Annotated in this window: 10 protein-coding genes; 3 read left to right on the top strand and 7 right to left on the bottom strand. The window is 46.7% G+C overall.

Translation table 11 applies throughout. From position 1 onward, the window contains the following. Nucleotides 1–48: 48 nt before the first annotated feature. From G8759_RS08360 to G8759_RS08385, 6 genes are all read right to left on the bottom strand, one after another. Entirely contained in the window at nucleotides 49–1,119 is a 1,071-nt protein-coding gene (locus G8759_RS08360; RefSeq protein ID WP_167206923.1) for a polysaccharide pyruvyl transferase family protein, read from the bottom strand. A gap of 60 nt (nucleotides 1,120–1,179) precedes the next feature. Next, a complete protein-coding gene (locus tag G8759_RS08365; protein ID WP_167206925.1) occupies nucleotides 1,180–2,193 on the bottom strand; it encodes a polysaccharide deacetylase family protein in 1,014 nt (337 codons plus the stop codon). Next, complete coding sequence (locus G8759_RS08370) at nucleotides 2,190–3,809, bottom strand: glycosyltransferase (RefSeq protein ID WP_167206927.1); 1,620 nt, start codon at nucleotides 3,807–3,809, stop codon at nucleotides 2,190–2,192. The genes G8759_RS08365 and G8759_RS08370 overlap by 4 nt, the downstream gene beginning before the upstream one ends. Before the next feature lie 22 nt (nucleotides 3,810–3,831). Then, nucleotides 3,832–5,109 (bottom strand): ABC transporter ATP-binding protein, encoded by a 1,278-nt coding sequence (locus tag G8759_RS08375; RefSeq protein WP_167206929.1) that lies wholly within the window; start codon nucleotides 5,107–5,109, stop codon nucleotides 3,832–3,834. A 10-nt stretch (nucleotides 5,110–5,119) separates the two neighbouring features. Further along, on the bottom strand, nucleotides 5,120–5,980 hold the full coding sequence (locus tag G8759_RS08380) for an ABC transporter permease (RefSeq protein ID WP_232074180.1): 861 nt from the start codon (nucleotides 5,978–5,980) through the stop codon (nucleotides 5,120–5,122). A gap of 202 nt (nucleotides 5,981–6,182) precedes the next feature. After that, on the bottom strand, nucleotides 6,183–7,817 hold the full coding sequence (locus tag G8759_RS08385) for an amidohydrolase (protein ID WP_232074181.1): 1,635 nt from the start codon (nucleotides 7,815–7,817) through the stop codon (nucleotides 6,183–6,185). Nucleotides 7,818–8,150: 333 nt separating this feature from the next. Here G8759_RS08385 and G8759_RS08390 point away from each other — a divergent pair, with 333 nt between their 5' ends. Then, nucleotides 8,151–12,257 (top strand): glycosyl hydrolase, encoded by a 4,107-nt coding sequence (locus G8759_RS08390; RefSeq protein ID WP_167206933.1) that lies wholly within the window; start codon nucleotides 8,151–8,153, stop codon nucleotides 12,255–12,257. A 78-nt stretch (nucleotides 12,258–12,335) separates the two neighbouring features. Here G8759_RS08390 and G8759_RS08395 read toward each other — a convergent pair whose 3' ends face one another. Further along, nucleotides 12,336–13,769 carry a Gfo/Idh/MocA family protein gene (locus G8759_RS08395; protein WP_167206935.1) on the bottom strand — a complete coding sequence of 478 codons (1,434 nt, stop codon included), beginning with the start codon at nucleotides 13,767–13,769 and terminating at the stop codon, nucleotides 12,336–12,338. 234 nt (nucleotides 13,770–14,003) lie between these two features. Between G8759_RS08395 and G8759_RS08400 the strand changes: the two genes are divergently transcribed. Together G8759_RS08400 and G8759_RS08405 are read left to right on the top strand one after the other, a co-directional pair. Next, on the top strand, nucleotides 14,004–15,026 hold the full coding sequence (locus G8759_RS08400; RefSeq protein ID WP_167206937.1) for an SMP-30/gluconolactonase/LRE family protein: 1,023 nt from the start codon (nucleotides 14,004–14,006) through the stop codon (nucleotides 15,024–15,026). 136 nt (nucleotides 15,027–15,162) lie between these two features. After that, the gene (locus tag G8759_RS08405) at nucleotides 15,163–17,112 is read left to right on the top strand and encodes a penicillin-binding transpeptidase domain-containing protein (protein ID WP_167206939.1); all 1,950 of its coding nucleotides are present in this window, start codon (nucleotides 15,163–15,165) and stop codon (nucleotides 17,110–17,112) included.

Below are 17,112 nucleotides of genomic sequence, written 5' to 3' on the forward strand. Positions count from 1 at the left end.
ATATAATTCGTTTAAATTATCGATTGATCTATATTTAGAAGAGAAGCATTATCTTTTTCTTGACAAAAGATAGTTGTAAATAGGGATTGGTAATGTCAAATAAGATATAGTTTTTACGAGCTTTTTGCTATTCTTTTTTAGCTTGTTTACCCAATTTGGCTTTATCCGAGAACTGGCAGACAGGTCACTCATCCATTTATTCGCGACTGGATTCGCCAATCGGTTTTGAAATTTAATTTCCAGCTCTATGGGATGCGTTAACTCAGAAATAAACTCGTTTTGTATTTCTTTAGCCATTACCATAGAGTTATCACGGCATTCCTGAACCTTTCTACGTGCCTGATCGGTCAAACAATAATTAAAAGCATTCGCTAATACCTGATCATCCAGTTCGTCAGCCTTGAATACGATTGGCCAGCCTATTTTTTCAGCCTGTGCCACGATTTTAGCTCCTCCGGCTTCTGGATCAATAGCAAGTACTGGAACATTATTCTTGAGTGCAAGTACTGTTCCATGTAGCCGGGTTGTTAAAAGTACATCGACCCGGGCAATCAGGGATTCGACCTCGGCCGAAGATCGGAGGTGAGTATTATTTGAATCCAGGCGAGTATCTATATAGACAACAGCCATTTGGCGGGAGTTGACCAAACGATTAATTGCTTCGTTAGCTACAGAATCCAAAGCGCCCGGATACGGCTCGACTAAACAAATACCCACAACCGGCACCTGGGGTTCCTGCGATAAAAAAACAATATCTGGTCGTACAGTTAACGAGCTATTTCGCTCCAGTAGTAAGTCAAAAGGATTCCACTTTTCTAATGGAACAAGCATTGATAAGTTAAGGCCAATAAGACGGCATGTGTTAAAACGATTTAGAAAATCAGCTTCATATTGACTTTGCTCGAAGGGGCCGCATACAAATACGACGTGCGAATAAGTTGACGCTTCAACCAATCGCCAGTTAACACCGCCTTCAAAAGGAAGGTCGAAAGCAATATCATAACTATAACCAGCTTGTTCTACCCATTCGCAGGTAACGTTTAATGCCAGGATGTCTCCAGCAGTAGGATGTCCTAGTTCAAAACTAAACCAGCCCGCAATTAGCACTTTTTTATTCATGAGAAATACTACCCGCCACTAGTTCTGTTTCAACAAACCTGAAACAACTCATGATGACTATTATAAAATTTGATCAAGCTGTTTTTGTAATTGTTCGCCCGTGCAGTTTGGAACGGGAAACCGTCCAATTTGATACTGATTGCTACGACCTCTTGTTTGTACAGCGTTTGTCGTGAAAGCAATCGAAAATCCTTCTTCACGCACTATTTTTTGCGTACGACTGTCATAATCTCCGTATGGATAAGCAAACGAAGTTATGGATCGATGGCTTATTTTTTCAAGTATATTTTTACTGGTAGCTATTTCGTGACGCTGTGTAGCTTCCTTATGATCAGACAGTGCCGGATGAGATAAGGAATGAGCACCTATATCAATAAGCGGATGATCGATCAATTCAGTAAGCTGTGCTAGTGATATGGCTGAATCTTCGGGTCTTATTTGTACATCAGAACTGGCCCAGTTTCGTAAATAAGCTAAAATTTTTTGCTGGTCATTATGAAGTAAAGGCCGCATTTTCTTCCAGATGCTTAAATATAAACTGCATCGCTTTGATGGTGGAGGACTGCTCGCTTTCCATGATTTTTGTAGTTGCATAAGACGCTGTGTCAGTTCTGATTCGTCGTCCAGATCAAACAGGAAGTTTTCATCGGCAATTTGTATCGAAAGCGTCTGAGGTAGAAGGTGCGTATCAAAGATTAGGAATTGCAATTCATCCCACCAGAACGGTTGCCTGTTGAAAATAGAATCTGTTGTCAGAAAGAATGTAGCTGGCAATTCATATTTTTCCAACAGTGGTTTGGCAACCGTAAAATTATCCGTATACCCATCATCAAAAGTCAGCACCAGCCCCCTATGGGTGAGTTTACCTGTTTGTAATTGATCAACTAACTGATTAACTGATATCACACGATTGGTCTTTTTTAGCCATTGTAGTTGTTTCTCAAAGTGAGCAGGGCTAATGCATAAATCCCAGGGGTCAAAATCAACTTCAGCCACACGATGGTACATAAGTGCCAATACGCTGGGGGAAATAGATTGCCGGAGCTGACGCAACCAAAGGGGCTGAACGTTCATAATGGTTTGCAAACTTTAGCCGTAATGATAACAGGATAGTGAGAGTCCTGCATATCTAATTGATGCTGAGTTAATTCGTTTTGACCCATCCCGTATAGAAATGCAGTAGCCACGAATACGTTGCCAAATGTTTGCAACGTGACACGATCGGCAGGGAAATGCTCTGTAAGAATTCGTTTCAGCGATAATTCATTGAACGACCAGTACCATGTTTTTTGCCATTCACCATGATCAATCGGGCTGATTCCTGGCGAGGTTAGTAGTAGCATACCACCTGGTTTCAGAATCCGATGGCAGGTTTGGATCGCGCTGCTGAAATCATAGATCAAGTGCAGTGTTTGGGTCAGGATAATGCAATCGAATGTATTCGTATCAACCTGAGGAAGGTCTGTCAGATCCCCTATGATAGTGGCCTGGGGAGCATCGGCATGAACGTGTAAAATATCACTTTGACTAACATTCGTACCGCCAAAGCGCATCGTGTATTCATTGTCGCCAATTTCCAGTACGCGTCCTCGAATCAAATTGGCTTGTTGATGCAGGAAATTTTCGATGTAGTAACGATCAACGGGACCACCGCCCCGGTCGTAGCCAAAAGAGTCACTTATTGGTTTGAGCCGCTTGAGGTCGCCCAAACGAACGGACCCTACTTTAGGTCGATAACTTTGAAAAAGACCCGCCTGATACGCCCACCGGAATAGAAAGTTAGGCACAACGCGTTTGGCTATTGGCTTGATAAACATGAGCTTGGTAAACAATTGATAACGATAGAACCACCTGGCATTATATTTATAGAGTAGTTGCTCGTAGCTTTTTTTGACTGAATTGCTTAGGAAAACGTCCTTTTTGAGAAGTCGATGGTACATCTCCATAGCGTAATTGGAATGCCAATTCTTTATACCAGCCTGATAGGCTTCGAGGTCTTCTGGTTCATGAATGAGTTTTTCCTGTCGTTTTAGTACGTCAAGAACGGTTGATAACATCATGAGGCAATCAGATGACATATTGGTCTGATGTTGCCGATAAGCAGTTAAAACCTCGGTATGGTGTAATACGGGGTGCTCTGCCGCTATGGTCAAATATATGTCATAATCTTCGCAGGCTCTGAGAGTTACATCAAAACGTACGGTATCAAATATACTTCGACGGTACATAACCGTTGCATGCATACCGATATAATTAATTCTCAGAAAGTTTCGATAATGATTGGTAAGTACAGTCCTTGTTATTGTATTCAGAATGTTCAGTTCCGTATCAACAGTGTGGTGCCCTCCTGATACGAATGCTACCTCAGGATGATCAAGTAATATCTTCACATTGTAAGCAATGGCGTGAGGGTAGAGGAGATCATCCGCATCCAGAAAAACGAGATAATCGCCCATGCTGTGGCTTATGCCTGTGTTTCGAGCGGCCGACAATCCCTGGTTTGATTGATATACATAGTGAACCTGAGGATTCCGCAAGGCAACCGTTTTGGTAGTATCGGTAGAGCCATCATCGACGACTATAACTTCGATTGGGGTATACGTTTGCCGGACAACACTATCGATAGCTTGTTGTAAAAAACGCCCATGATTATAACATGGAATAATTACGGAAACTAAGAGTGAATCCACAGGATGGTTGGACGAATTGTCTTTATTGGTGTACTTGATTGACTAACGTCTGCCGCCAGGTGAATGGAAATGCCGGACGAACTATACCCGGCCATTTGCCAAACCATGTTGTGTTTTCCCGATAATCTTCTACCTCAAACGATAAACATTGCTGATAGTCGAATAAAATGGAACTCGTATCTTTTATGATCCGGAGTGATAAATAGTAGGCTCCATCATTCAGGAAGTTTCCCGGAATGGTACATTCGCCTTCCAGGACTCCTTCGTTACAGTTGAGACTCGCCGTAGGAATATCAAAAACGCATTCGCCAACATTGGTAAACAACTGTAAGGATAGGCTCAATTGTGTTGATGCCGCAAAATTCCAGATAGAAAACCTGAATTTCAGTGGCGTACAGACATCGATCAGGGTTTGCCCACTATTGAACTGAGGAGACAGTTCAACGTGTTTAATACGGACGTATTTGTTGCCCGGCGCATCTTCCGGCTCCTCCCAGGCCTGATGCAGACTATTCTGCTGAAGGGTAGCTAAAAATTTACTGACAACGGTACGTGTTTCCCCAATCTCGTTCACTCGCCCGTGCTGTAACCATACCGATTTTTGGCATAAATTATTGACTGCCTGCATGTTATGGCTAACAAATAGAATTGTTCGTCCTTTATCGTGTGCAACTTCCTGCATCTTGCCCAGGCACTTTTTCTGAAATTCAGCATCACCAACGGCCAGAACCTCATCAACAATTAGAATATCAGGTTCGAGGTGAGCCGCTACCGCAAATGCCAAACGCATATACATACCTGATGAGTAACGCTTTGCTGGCGTATCAATAAACTTTTCAATACCTGAGAAGGCAACAATTTCATCAAACTTTCGCTGGATATCGACTTTTTTCATTCCCAGCATATGGCCGCTAATGTAGATATTTTCGCGTCCGGTTAACTCCATATGAAAGCCTGTTCCAACTTCCAGCAGACTGCTTATTGTCCCTTTGCCACGAATAACACCTTTGCTCGGTCGGGTAATTCGGGAAATAATTTTCAATAATGTCGATTTGCCAGCTCCATTCGAACCAATTAAACCCCAGACTTCACCTTGCTTAATATCGAAACTGACATTATCTAATGCGACTAGGTGAGATGGGTCATGGGGTGACATTGGATTTCCAAAAAATGGGTCGTCTCTTCGACGAATACTGGTTGTCCACCACCGTTGGAGGTCCTGCCGGAACGAGCCAGTCCCGATGGTGCCGAGACGGTAATATTTTGAAAGATTTTCTAACTGAATGATCGTATCTGACATCGAAAAAAAATTATACAACGTCCATCAACTTGTCGACCCGTTTATGAAAAAGCATCATAGACCCAACGAATAAAAGCAGCGTGATGGAAATACTATAGAGTAATTGAGCAGTCGTAAATGTCCCTTCGTTAAAAATACAGAACCGACTCAGTTCGAATAAGGAAGACAATGGGTTTAGTTCCATAAGCAGTCTTAACTTGGCTGGAACAATGGTTACTGGATAGATAACAGGTGTAATGAACATCATTAAGCGAATGCCCACATTCACAATATTGATCAAATCCCGGTATTGAGCTGTCAATACGGCAAACAATAAGCCAGCTGACAGGCCATTAATACCAATTATGGCTATCGCAAACGGAAGTAAAAGTAGCCACCAACTTATAACGATGGGTGTATTATAAATAAACCAATAAACTAAAATTAGTATAAATAGGAGAAATAGTTGTAAAAAAAGCCGTATGATGTTGGCGCTTACTAGCGATAATGGAACAATAAGTCGTGGGAAGTATACTTTCTGGAAAATGGATTCATAGTGTGTGAAAGTAAAGGAAATAGCAATAAAGCTTTCACTAAAGAATGTCCATAAGGCAATACCGATCAGGTAAAATAATACCGGTGGTATACTCCCCGTAGAAATACCAACCAGTTTATTAAAAACCAGCACATACGTAAATAGAGTCAGAACAGGCTGAAAAAGTATCCATAACGGTCCAAGCAGGGTTTGCTGGTGATTGAGTAGAAAATCTTTCCTGATCAAACGGAGCCACAGATTACGGTAAGCCCATACTTCTTTTAGGTTCCAATCCCACCAACTGGTTTCACTGGTAAGCTCCCATTCCCACTCTTCTGTTTTGGAATTACTCTTCATGTTCTATAGCTACTAATCCAAAAGTAACTAAGCACTGGCATGGAAAAAAGTAAAGCCTGTAAAAAGCAACTTTTACGAATTTTATATAACTGAAAGTCAGCTAATTGTTTATATCTATTAGGGTAGATTATTCGAAACGAGCACCTTACAATACAGGATTAGCCAGGCTATACATCTGGCTAATCCTGTATTGTATCTTCGCTTACTTCCCTTTGCTTTCTGGCTTCTTCTCAAACTCTGCCCGCTGATCGTCGCGGAGGGTTGGATACTTGATGCCCAACTGTTCCAGATAGCTTTTGTACTTGCTTGGGTCGTAGTAATATTTCTCCAGTTTAGGCTTGAATTCAGCCATTATTTTCTGATTCAGGTAAATGGCCGGTATTTCTTTTGACGAAATCAGCGGTTGGTATTTCGTTTCTTTTGTTTGCTCGTCGGTGTAGTATGCCTTGGCCTGCTGAATGATTTCTGGTTTCATGAGCATGTCCAGAAGCGTCATGGCCTCGGCTTTTGCCCCAGCCACCACACCTTTGTGCGCAATGGGAGTAGCCATAGAAATAGCATCTGACCAATGGTGGCCCGGCAGCCCCGGAATATTGGATGGATAAAGAAGCACCACCGTTGGAACTGCCCAGGAAATGTCCGAAATATCGTCGGAACCACCCGTTAGAGGAACCATGGATTGACCACCCATCATAAGCGTTGGGCCAGTTGGAATTGGCGTTCCGATTGTATCCAGCTTGATGGCCAGCCCTTCCCGTTTGGGCGACTGGAGTTCCTTTTGGGTCGCTTTTGCCAGCAACTGGTCCTCGGGCGACCAGGTTGGCAAACCAACCCGCTTAATGTTTTCATACATCGTTGAGGCTATGGGCTTATTAAAATGTCCGGGCCATGCCGACCCTAGAATTTCATAGGTGAATTTTGTATCAGTCATCAGGGCGGCACCTTCCGCAATTTTGATCCCTTTTTCAAATAGCGCCTTGATTTTAGGGTAAGATCGTTCGCGAAAGTAATACCAGACCGACGCTTTGGAAGGAACCACGTTGGGTTGATCGCCACCGTCAGCAATGACGTAATGAGAGCGTTGGGTTAGTTCGAGATGCTCACGCCGATAGTTCCAGCCGATGTTCATCAATTCTACAGCATCCAGTGCGCTGCGACCTCGCCAGGGAGCACCAGCCGCGTGAGCAGCCTGACCTTCAAAGGTAAACTTGACCGAGATCATGCCATTATACCCTACGTCGCCGTAGGATACGCTCAGGTTATCGGCAACGTGGGTGAAAATGCAGGCATCGACATCCTTGAAGTAGCCATCACGAACGTAGAAGGCTTTAGCACCCAGTAATTCCTCGGCAACGCCGGGCCAGAGCATCAACGTGCCAGACATTTTGTTTTTCTCCATCAACTGTTTCACCGTCAAAGCGGCCACAATATTGAGCGCCTGTCCCGAATTGTGACCTTCGCCATGACCGGGAGCACCTTCTACAATTGGGTCTTTGTAAGCTACCCCCGGTTTCTGGCTGGCTTTGGGTATGCAATCCACATCAGAGCCAATGGCAATGACGGGTTTGCCCGAACCCCAGGTTGCAATCCAGGCCGTTGGCATACCGGCAATGCCTTTCTGAACGGTGAAGCCTTCTTTTTCGAGGATGGAAGTCAGGTATTTAAAGGATTCAACCTCCTGAAAACCCAGTTCCGCGAAGCTGAACAGCATATCATTGATCTGTTGCGCCTGATCCTTGCGCTGATCAATAGCAGCCATTGCCTCCTGCTTGAGTCGCTCAACTTTATCGACAGCTGGTTTTGCCTTTTTGGCTTGTGCCAGTAGTATAGCAGGCATCAGGCAGAATAGTAGTAGAGATTTTATTCTATAATTCATTGTTATGGTAAAATTATATTGGGCTGTTTAGGTTAATTATTTATAAATATACCGAAACTATAGTATTTGTTGTGTCTTGTTGATGGCAAAGAAATTTCCTTATAGCTGTGAACTAGAAATTTTTACAAAGAATAGACTGGAATAGGAAAGTGCATGATAGAAGTCGCTGATAGTTTAGTAATATTTGGACTTATAATTTGGCTTTTTATAGACAAAACGTATTATGTCTGGGCCGTACCGCGCAGACTGATAGTTTATCCAACCAACAAAACTCGACTTACCCGATCAGCCTAAATGAAAAGACGTACCTTCCTGAAAAATAGCTCTGCCGCTGGCCTGGTGGCATTAATTACTCCTACGGGTATTATAAGGCGCAGTAGCCAGGCGACTGATGCCGGTTCATTAGCCACCAATTTTTTGACTCCTCCCGCATCGGCCCGACCACAAACGTGGTGGCATTGGATGAATGGTAATGTTACGGCGGATGGAATTACTCGTGATCTCGAAGCCATGCAACAAATTGGCCTGGGTGGTTTTCAGAACTTCGATGCGGGCACGGGCATACCCAAAGGGCCTGTTCAGTATTTGAGTCCGGAATGGCTTAAGCTGAAAGAGCATACGATTAAAGAAGCCGAGCGGTTGGGGCTGGAATTTACCATGCATAACTGCCCCGGCTGGTCATCGAGCGGTGGCCCCTGGATTACACCAGAACTGGCCATGCAGCAGGTAACCTGGAGCGAAGCCTATGTGGATGGTGGAAAAACGGTGGCCCTGACGTTGCCTAAACCCTTGACTCGGCTGGGTTATTACCGGGATGTGCAGGTGCTGGCATTCCCCTCTTTGCCCGGTGAGGTCTCTCTGTCAAAGCTGATCAGACAGGTAACAACCGGTAATGGAGCAGTCGATAGTAAACTGTTGACCGGCGAAAGCCCCGAAGGGGCTACTATCCGGCCAGCCGAAGGCGCTAAATCGGCTTATCTACAGCTTGAATTTAATGAGCCGTTTGAGGCCCGATCGATTGCATTTGTGAGCAAATCCGTACCAGGTGCTTCCGAATCAGGTGGACAGGGTGGCTTTGGCGGTGGGCCTGCGTTTACGCTCGAAGCATCGGATGATGGGAATCAATTCAGAAAAGTTGTTGCCGGAACGTTAAGCCGATCGGCCGACGATGACTTCAGCATGAAGGAGTTTCCGGCTACAAAAGCCCGCTTTTTCCGGCTGACTACTGCAATCGCAAGAAATCTTTCCCAACTACGTTTTTCGGGATCGCCACGCCTGACAGACTGGATGAAGAAAGTCAATACTACTTTCAATGGGGTGGAGGTTGCACCTGCTTCGGCTAATCTGGACAGTGTCGCTATTAAACCAGAGTCTATTGCTAACCTTACGCAGTACATGGACAAAGAGGGTGCCCTGAACTGGAATGCACCCGCCGGGCAGTGGACTATTCTGCGTATAGGATTCACCCCGTTAGGAGCATTAAATCGTTCGGCTCCCGATACGGGTGTGGGGCTGGAATGTGATAAATACAGCAAAACGGCTATCACATTCCATTTTAACAAGATGATGGTGAATCTGTTGCCAACGCTTGGCCCACTCGCTCAAAAGGGTAAGGTCGGTTTACTGATCGATTCGTATGAGATCGGGATGCAGAACTGGTCACCCGAGTTTCCGCAGGAGTTCGGGAAACGTGCCGGATATGATCTGGTCAACTACCTGCCTACGCTGACAGGTCGCCTTGTTGGCAGCGTCGATACGACAGAACGCTTCCTCTGGGATTTTCGGCGGATACAGGCCGATTTGATGGCCGATAACTACTATGGCCAGTTTACGGAGTTATGCCATCAACATAACCTCATTGCCTACACCGAACCCTATGACCGCGGCCCAATGGAAGAAATGCAGATCGGGGCGCGGGTCGATGTGAACATGGGCGAGTTCTGGAATGGCCTGTCGACGCTGTTTCAGAATAACTGGACGATGCGCCGAACAACAAAATTGGCTGCTTCGATTGCTCACGTGAACGGAAAGGGCGATGGCAAACCACAGGTTGTAGGTGCCGAAGCCTTTACCGGAGAGCCAGAGTCGGCGCGGTGGCAGGAGTATCCTTTTGCCATGAAGGCCACGGGCGATAAAATGTTCACGCAGGGGCTGAACCGAATCATTTTTCACCGCTATGCGCATCAACCTCATCCAACGGCATTGCCAGGCATGACCATGGGGCCCTGGGGCATTCACTTCGATCGAACAACGACCTGGTGGTCGGTCGGAAAAGGTTGGGTAAATTACCTGTCCCGTTGTCAATACCTGCTTCAGCAAGGATTATTCGTAGCTGATCTGGCTTATTTTACGGGCGAATCGGGTGGACTCTATACCAAGGTGAGCCCGGATGAACTTAACCCTGCTCCTCCGCAAGGCCATGATTATGACCTGATCAATGCCGAGGTTATTCTCCGAAGGGTAAAAATTGAGAATAATCGGATTGTGTTGCCCGATGGGATGAGCTATCGGGTTTTGGTGCTTCAGGATTATAAAACTATTACACTCGAACTGCTTCGAAAACTTCGTGAACTGGTTCATCAGGGAATGTGTCTGGTTGGAGCAAAACCCGAACGAACGCCCGGCCTGAGGGACTACGCGGCTGGTGAGCCCGAGTTTAAACGGATTGTGGATGAGTTGTGGGGAAACATAAATGGCACTACGCTGACTGAAAACCGGGTAGGAAAAGGCAGCGTTTACTGGGGTATTATATTACCCACCGTGCTCGAAAAGCTGAGCGTAAAGCCTGATTTTGAAGTTTCGTCCCGGTCGGGTGATGCGCCGATTACCTACATACACCGACGAATAGGCCAAACGGATCTCTATTTTCTGGCAAATCAGCGCCGGACGACGGAAGAACTTGTCTGCACCTTTCGCGTAAATGGCCGCCAGCCGGAGTTATGGGATGCCAATACGGGTACTATCACGTCGGTGGGGATTTACGAAGAAACTGATGGGCGGATTCGCGTTCCTGTACAGCTTGATCCATCAGGTTCGGTATTTATTGTTTTTCGGGAGCCTGCTGCGGGCAAACAACTGCAATGGGTATTGAAAGACGCAAAACAACTAGTAACCACGAAGCCATTCCCGGCTGTTACCCGTACGCTCTACAAAGACGTAACAGACAATTTTTCTATCGATTTCTGGGCGAAACCGGAGTCGAATGTCATGCTTAGTACCCGTAACTTCATGGACAATATAGCCGATCCGTGGACGGACTATTATACGATTTATCCACCATCGGGGAAAGATTTATACGGAGAAGGACACGAAACCTGTGGCTTAACCGTGGGGCGAAATGGTGTAGCTATATGGCATCATGGAGCCGGTAAGCCTGTCTTTATACTGGCTGCGCCAACCGCTATTTCGGGCTGGAGCCATATTGCGCTTGTTTATCAGGCTGGAGCGCCATCGGTCTATGTGAATGGGAAACTCATTCAGCGGGGAGAGAACAATGGAAAGGTCATTCATCCGGGTATTGGAAAAGCCTATCTGAACGAGGGGGCTTCATACTACAATGGTGATATGAGTATACCACAGGTAGTGGGGGAGGTGTTTAACGAGGCCCAGATCCAGAAGATGGCGGCTGAATTACCATACGTTGAGCAACCGATGCCGGTAGTAGCCATAGCAGGTGCGAAGAAAGCGGGCCTGATGATCTGGCAGGATGGCCGTTATACGCTTCGCGATAGTGCTGGCCGGGATACTGCATTTCAGATTTCTGGTCTGGGGAAAGCAATCGAGTTAACCGGGCCCTGGCAAGTGCGTTTTCCGCCTGATTTGGGTGCACCGGCAACGATCAAATTACCCCGTCTCGCGTCATTGCATACCCACACAGACGAAGGCGTAAAGCATTTTTCGGGTACGGCGACCTATAGCCAGACCGTTTCATTTCCGGCCAGTAAATTGGGCAATACTAAACGGGTGTGGCTCGATTTGGGGCGGGTTGAAGTGATTGCTGAGGTGCGCGTGAATGGAAAAGAACTGGGTATTCTCTGGAAACGACCTTATCAGGTTGACGTTACCGAAGCCATGAAAGCTGGAGCGAATACAATCGAGATTCGGGTAACGAACCTATGGCCGAATCGCCTGATTGGCGACGAAAACCGCCCGGAGGAAGCAAAATATACGCCTGGAGGGGGAGCCAGTGGATTTGCGAGCCTGAGCAATGGAGCCATTGAGCAATTGCCCGACTGGTATCAACAGAGTAAGCCTAAACCTGCCGGGGGCCGCATTACATTTACCACCTGGAAGCATTATACCAAAGACTCGCCCCTGCTTGAGTCGGGATTGATCGGGCCCGTAACGTTACGCGTGGCTGAACTGAAATCACTGGACACGCTTTTAGCTGCGAAGAAATGACAAAGTTTCGTTCAAAAACAAAGGCCATATCTCCGGGATATGGCCTTTGTTTTTGAACGGGGTACAGTTTGAAAATAGCTAAACAGCGCCCATAATTTTCATATTGATTGGGTCCCAGCTAATGGCTTTCTTCTGTGCGAAACTCATGTTGCCGCACTGGGTTGGACCACAGGCACGAAGGCCAAAGGTGGCATCTTCGACGTTCGGAGCACCCGTCCGGACTGAGTTGAAGAAATTGGAAAAGTGCTCGTACCGATCACCCTTATAATCTTTGGGGAAGGTATATTTAAGCTCTTTCGGGCCTTCCAGTTCCGGATGGGGTGGATACAACTTAGCGTATTCTTGTATATAGAGTTCCTTCTGGTCTTTGGGGAAGTTGTCGATCGACATACCCGGTGCCTTCGGAAATTTATTTCGATGAACGGTCAGGCTATCGAAACCAAGCGACAAATCGCCTTCTGTGCCAACAATCCGAACCAGATAATTACCGCCACCGCCATCGACGAAGTTAGAGCGGGTCGTCAGGTTAAACTCAGGATGTTCGGCCGTTTTCGGATAATCGTAGATGCTCAGCTGAATATCGGGTACATCACGGCCATCTTTCCAGTAGCGGGTACCCCCGCTCGAATACACCCGATTTGGACCTTTTGAGCCCGTAATGCAGTGCAGCGACGTCAGCAGGTGAACATACAGGTCACCGGCAATTCCGGTACCGTAGTCCTGGTAGTTACGCCACCGGAAAAAGCGGAGTGGGTCCCAGGCACGCTTGGGCGCACTACCCAGATAAGTGTCCCAATCGACGGTTTGTGGTGAAGCATCGGGCGGAATCGAGTACTGCCAGGCGCCCATCGCACTGTGGCGGTCATATATAGCTTCGGCAAAGACTAGCTCGCCAATATCACCGGCCTTCATCAATTCACGGGCTTTGGCAATCAGTAATGAACTGGCAAACTGGCTGCCAACCTGAAACACCTTACCGGTCTCTTTAGCGACTTTGATCAGCGTATGGCCGTCCTCAAACTTTTGCACCATTGGCTTCTCGCAATAAACGTGCTTGCCTTTGCGCATGGCATCGGTCGAGATTTTTTCGTGCCAGTGATCGGTTGTGCCATTGATGATGGCATCAACGTCTTTGCGCTCTAAAATCTCCCGATAGTCTTTGGTAACTGGAAGTTGATCGCCCCAGAGTTCTTTGGCACGACGAAGACGACCGTCATACAGATCACAAGCAGCTACCATTTCGATACCATCGACCATCAGAGCCGTTTGCGTATCGCCAATACCCATTCCACCCGTACCGATGAGGGCAATCCGAACTTTGTCATTAGCCGCAGTACTGGAATGGCTTTTTACCAGATTCAGATACTGGGGAGCAGCTATTGCTTTGGTTTCTGCCAATGCAGCTGGTGCCGTGGCTGCGGCCGTACCGGCAATGCCGAGGGTCTTCAGAAAAGATCGGCGGGAGTTTTTCCCATTGTTTTCTGATGAAACCGCCCGTTTGTCGTTCTTCATAATAAAAATAGATTGAGGATTTGAAAAGTCGCGTATTCGCTGTTACAGGGCAGTTTAAGGTTTCAGCCGCTTATAACTTGATTTCCGGCGAATCTCCTGTAAAAATAAACGAAGTCTTTATTTAATTTTTAAAAAATTTAATAATTAAAAAGTCAGCTGAAACCACTTATTCACATTGTAATCCCCTCATCACTTTAGTAATCTTGTCCTTATTCCTAAATCACTGTCAGTAAGATGAAAGCATTCGTGTTAACTTGTTTACTAATGGCCATTGTTGGTCAGATTCTAGCGCAAACCACGCCTTACCCGACCATTGGCCAGGTCGTGCGACTTGATCCCCGAATCGATAAACTGATTCCGAAAGATGCCCAGATCGAAGTACTTGCCAGTGGTTTCGTATGGACCGAAGGACCAATCTGGGTCAAAAACCGCGATGCCGTTGCCGGAAATTTTTTGCTCTTCTCCGATGTGCCGCAGAATACTATTTTCAAGTGGACCGAAAAAGAAGGCGTTACGCCCTTTCTGAAACCTTCGGGCTACACGGGTACGGGTGTGTACGGCGATGAGCCTGGCTCTAATGGGCTGACCATTGACCGCAAAGGGCAGCTTATTGCCTGTGAGCATGGCGACCGGCGCGTAACGGCCATGCCTTTAGATGGAATTGGTGGGAAGCGTACACTGGCCGATAATTATAACGGAAAACGGTTCAACAGTCCTAACGATGTGATCGCGCACTCCAACGGCAGCTATTATTTTACTGACCCTCCTTATGGGATGCCTAAAAAAGAAAAAGACCCCACTCGGGAAACCGAAGGCTTTGGTGTTTACCGGATTGCCCAGAATGGAATCGTTTCTATGGTTGTCGGCGATCTTACCCGCCCGAATGGCATTGCTTTGTCGCCAGATGAAAAAACGTTGTACGTGGCTCAGTCAGATCCATCCCGACCCGTCATTATGGCTTATGCCGTGCAGCCCGACGGATCGGTGAGCAAAGGTCGGGTTGTGTTTGGTGCCGATGGCCTGAAAAAGCAAAACCTGGAAGGAGGGTTCGATGGTATGAAAGTTGACCGCGAAGGCAACCTCTGGGCTACAGGCCCCGGTGGTGTATTGGTTATCTCACCAACGGGCGATTTTCTGGGGCATATTAAAATTGGTGGTGCTACGGCTAACTGCGCCTGGGGCGACGATGGATCCATGCTCTACATTACCGCCGATATGTATCTCTGTCGGATAAAAACTACGGCTAAAGGATGGTAATAAGCAATGATGAATTAGGAATGAAAAGAGATCGGTAAATAAGCGAAAAGACATTCATCGGTTATCATTCATAATTCATCATTATTAAGCTAACTTTGTAGAGAGTACATCGCTTGAAAGTTAGGTTTTTATTCTCATGTTGGAGAATCGTAAGTATGTCATTATCGGCGTTTTCTGCCTCGTCGCGGTGGCGTATCTGGCTCGGTTATTTTATTTGCAGGTTCTGGATGATACCTATTCGCTGGGAGCATCGAAGAATTCAATCAAGAGAGTCATTGAAATCCCTTATCGGGGGCAGATTTATGACCGAAATAATAAGCTCATCGTTTACAATACGCCCGTTTACGATCTGTATGTAACCCCCAAACAAGTCCGTATTCCTGATACAGTTGCTTTTTGTCGGATGATGGACATTACTAAGTCCGATTTTGACAGTATCATGGGGCTGGCTAAAAATTATTCGCCCGTTAAGCCGTCGCTGTTTCTGCGGCAGCTTTCCAAAGAAGATTTTGCCCGGATTCAGGATGCTCTGGTCGATTACAGGGGTTTCGAACCGGTGATTAGTTCGATGCGAACCTACCCGGCCCATACGATGGCCAATGCGCTTGGATACGTTAGCGAAATCAGTAAAAAACGACTCGAAGAACAGGATATTCCGTATTATCGGCAAGGCGATTATGTTGGTCATAATGGTCTGGAAGAACAGTACGAAGAGCAATTGAGAGGCAAGCGTGGTGTCAAGTTTATGATGCAGAACGTTCGGGGCGTTAATAAAGGGTCCTGGAAAAACGGCGCTTATGATACACTGGCTGTAGCCGGTCAGAACCTCATTACGGGCATAGACGTGGAAGTGCAGCGGTATGCCGATAGCCTGATGCAGAATAAAGTTGGCGCGGTACTGGCCGTCGAACCCTCAACGGGCGAAATTCTGGTTTCGGTTTCAGCACCGACGTATGATCCGAACCTGCTGTCGAGCCGGTTTTTCTCGAAAAACTACCGGGCTTTAATAAAAAATCCCTATAAGCCGTTGATTAACAGGCCTATCATGGCTAGCTATCGGCCTGGTTCGACCTTTAAGCTGATTCAGGCGCTGGTCGCTCAACAGCAGGGATCGCTCTTTCCGAATACAGTTTATGGTCATGCCGGGTCGCCAATGCGTTGCCACTGTCGTGGAGGGAATAACCTGCGGGGTGCTGTTCAGAATTCGTGCAACCCTTATTTCTATTATGTCTTCCGTAAGTTCCTCTACTTCAACGGTGAGCATAATACCTTCAAAGCATCGGCCATTGGCCTGAAACAGTGGCACGATATGGCCGAGAAATTTGGCATCGGGAGTCGGCTGGGCGTCGATTTGCCAAGTGAATTAAAAGGTAATCTGCCTACGCCCGAGTATTACGACAAAGCGTATCGGGGTGCCTTGCGCTGGAAATTTTCAAACGTCTATTCGCTGAGTATCGGTGAGGGGGAGTTACTGATCAGCCCACTCAAGTTGGTCAATCTGGCTGCGACCGTTGCCAATCGGGGCTGGTACATTACACCCCACTATATCAAAGGTTTTGGTAAGGCGGGTGATGGTTTACCAACTGAATATCGCGAACGGCACGAAACGGGCATTGAGTACAAATATTATCTCCCCGTTATCGACGGAATGCGCGGGGCGGTTGCTCATGGAACAGTAACGCCACTGGCTAACATTGAAGGGATCGATTTGTGCGGAAAAACGGGAACATCGCAGAATGCCAAGTTCGGGCATAAGTTTGACCACTCGATCTTTATCGGCTTTGCGCCGATGAACGACCCTAAAATTGCCGTGGCCGTGTTCGTTGAAAATGCCGGATGGGGTGGAAAAGCAGCAGCCTCAGTAGCGGCCCTGGTTGCCGAACGCTACCTGAAACGCAAAACGGAAGCCAAAAAACTGGAAGAGCAGGTTTTAGCATCGAATTATATGCCGCCTGCCAGTTCGCTGATAACCCCAAAGAAACCCGCTCCGTCGAAAAAAGACACGACGCAGAAAACGGCTAAGCCATTCATGACATCCACAAAGCCAAAGTCGACCACGACATCGGTCGCCATCAGTGGAAACTAA

Source organism: Spirosoma aureum, assembly GCF_011604685.1.
In the GTDB taxonomy this organism is placed as follows: domain Bacteria; phylum Bacteroidota; class Bacteroidia; order Cytophagales; family Spirosomataceae; genus Spirosoma; species Spirosoma aureum.

Bases quoted from the DNA above. Each gene is read 5' to 3' on its own strand.
- G8759_RS08385 (WP_232074181.1), bottom strand. From the start codon at position 7,817: ATGCCTGCTATACTACTGGCACAAGCCAAAAAGGCAAAACCAGCTGTC.
- G8759_RS08400 (WP_167206937.1), top strand. From the start codon at position 14,004: ATGAAAGCATTCGTGTTAACTTGTTTACTAATGGCCATTGTTGGTCAG.
- G8759_RS08395 (WP_167206935.1), bottom strand. From the start codon at position 13,769: ATGAAGAACGACAAACGGGCGGTTTCATCAGAAAACAATGGGAAAAAC.
- G8759_RS08375 (WP_167206929.1), bottom strand. From the start codon at position 5,109: ATGTCAGATACGATCATTCAGTTAGAAAATCTTTCAAAATATTACCGT.
- G8759_RS08360 (WP_167206923.1), bottom strand. From the start codon at position 1,119: ATGAATAAAAAAGTGCTAATTGCGGGCTGGTTTAGTTTTGAACTAGGA.
- G8759_RS08380 (WP_232074180.1), bottom strand. From the start codon at position 5,980: ATGAAGAGTAATTCCAAAACAGAAGAGTGGGAATGGGAGCTTACCAGT.
- G8759_RS08390 (WP_167206933.1), top strand. From the start codon at position 8,151: ATGAAAAGACGTACCTTCCTGAAAAATAGCTCTGCCGCTGGCCTGGTG.
- G8759_RS08365 (WP_167206925.1), bottom strand. From the start codon at position 2,193: ATGAACGTTCAGCCCCTTTGGTTGCGTCAGCTCCGGCAATCTATTTCC.
- G8759_RS08405 (WP_167206939.1), top strand. From the start codon at position 15,163: ATGTTGGAGAATCGTAAGTATGTCATTATCGGCGTTTTCTGCCTCGTC.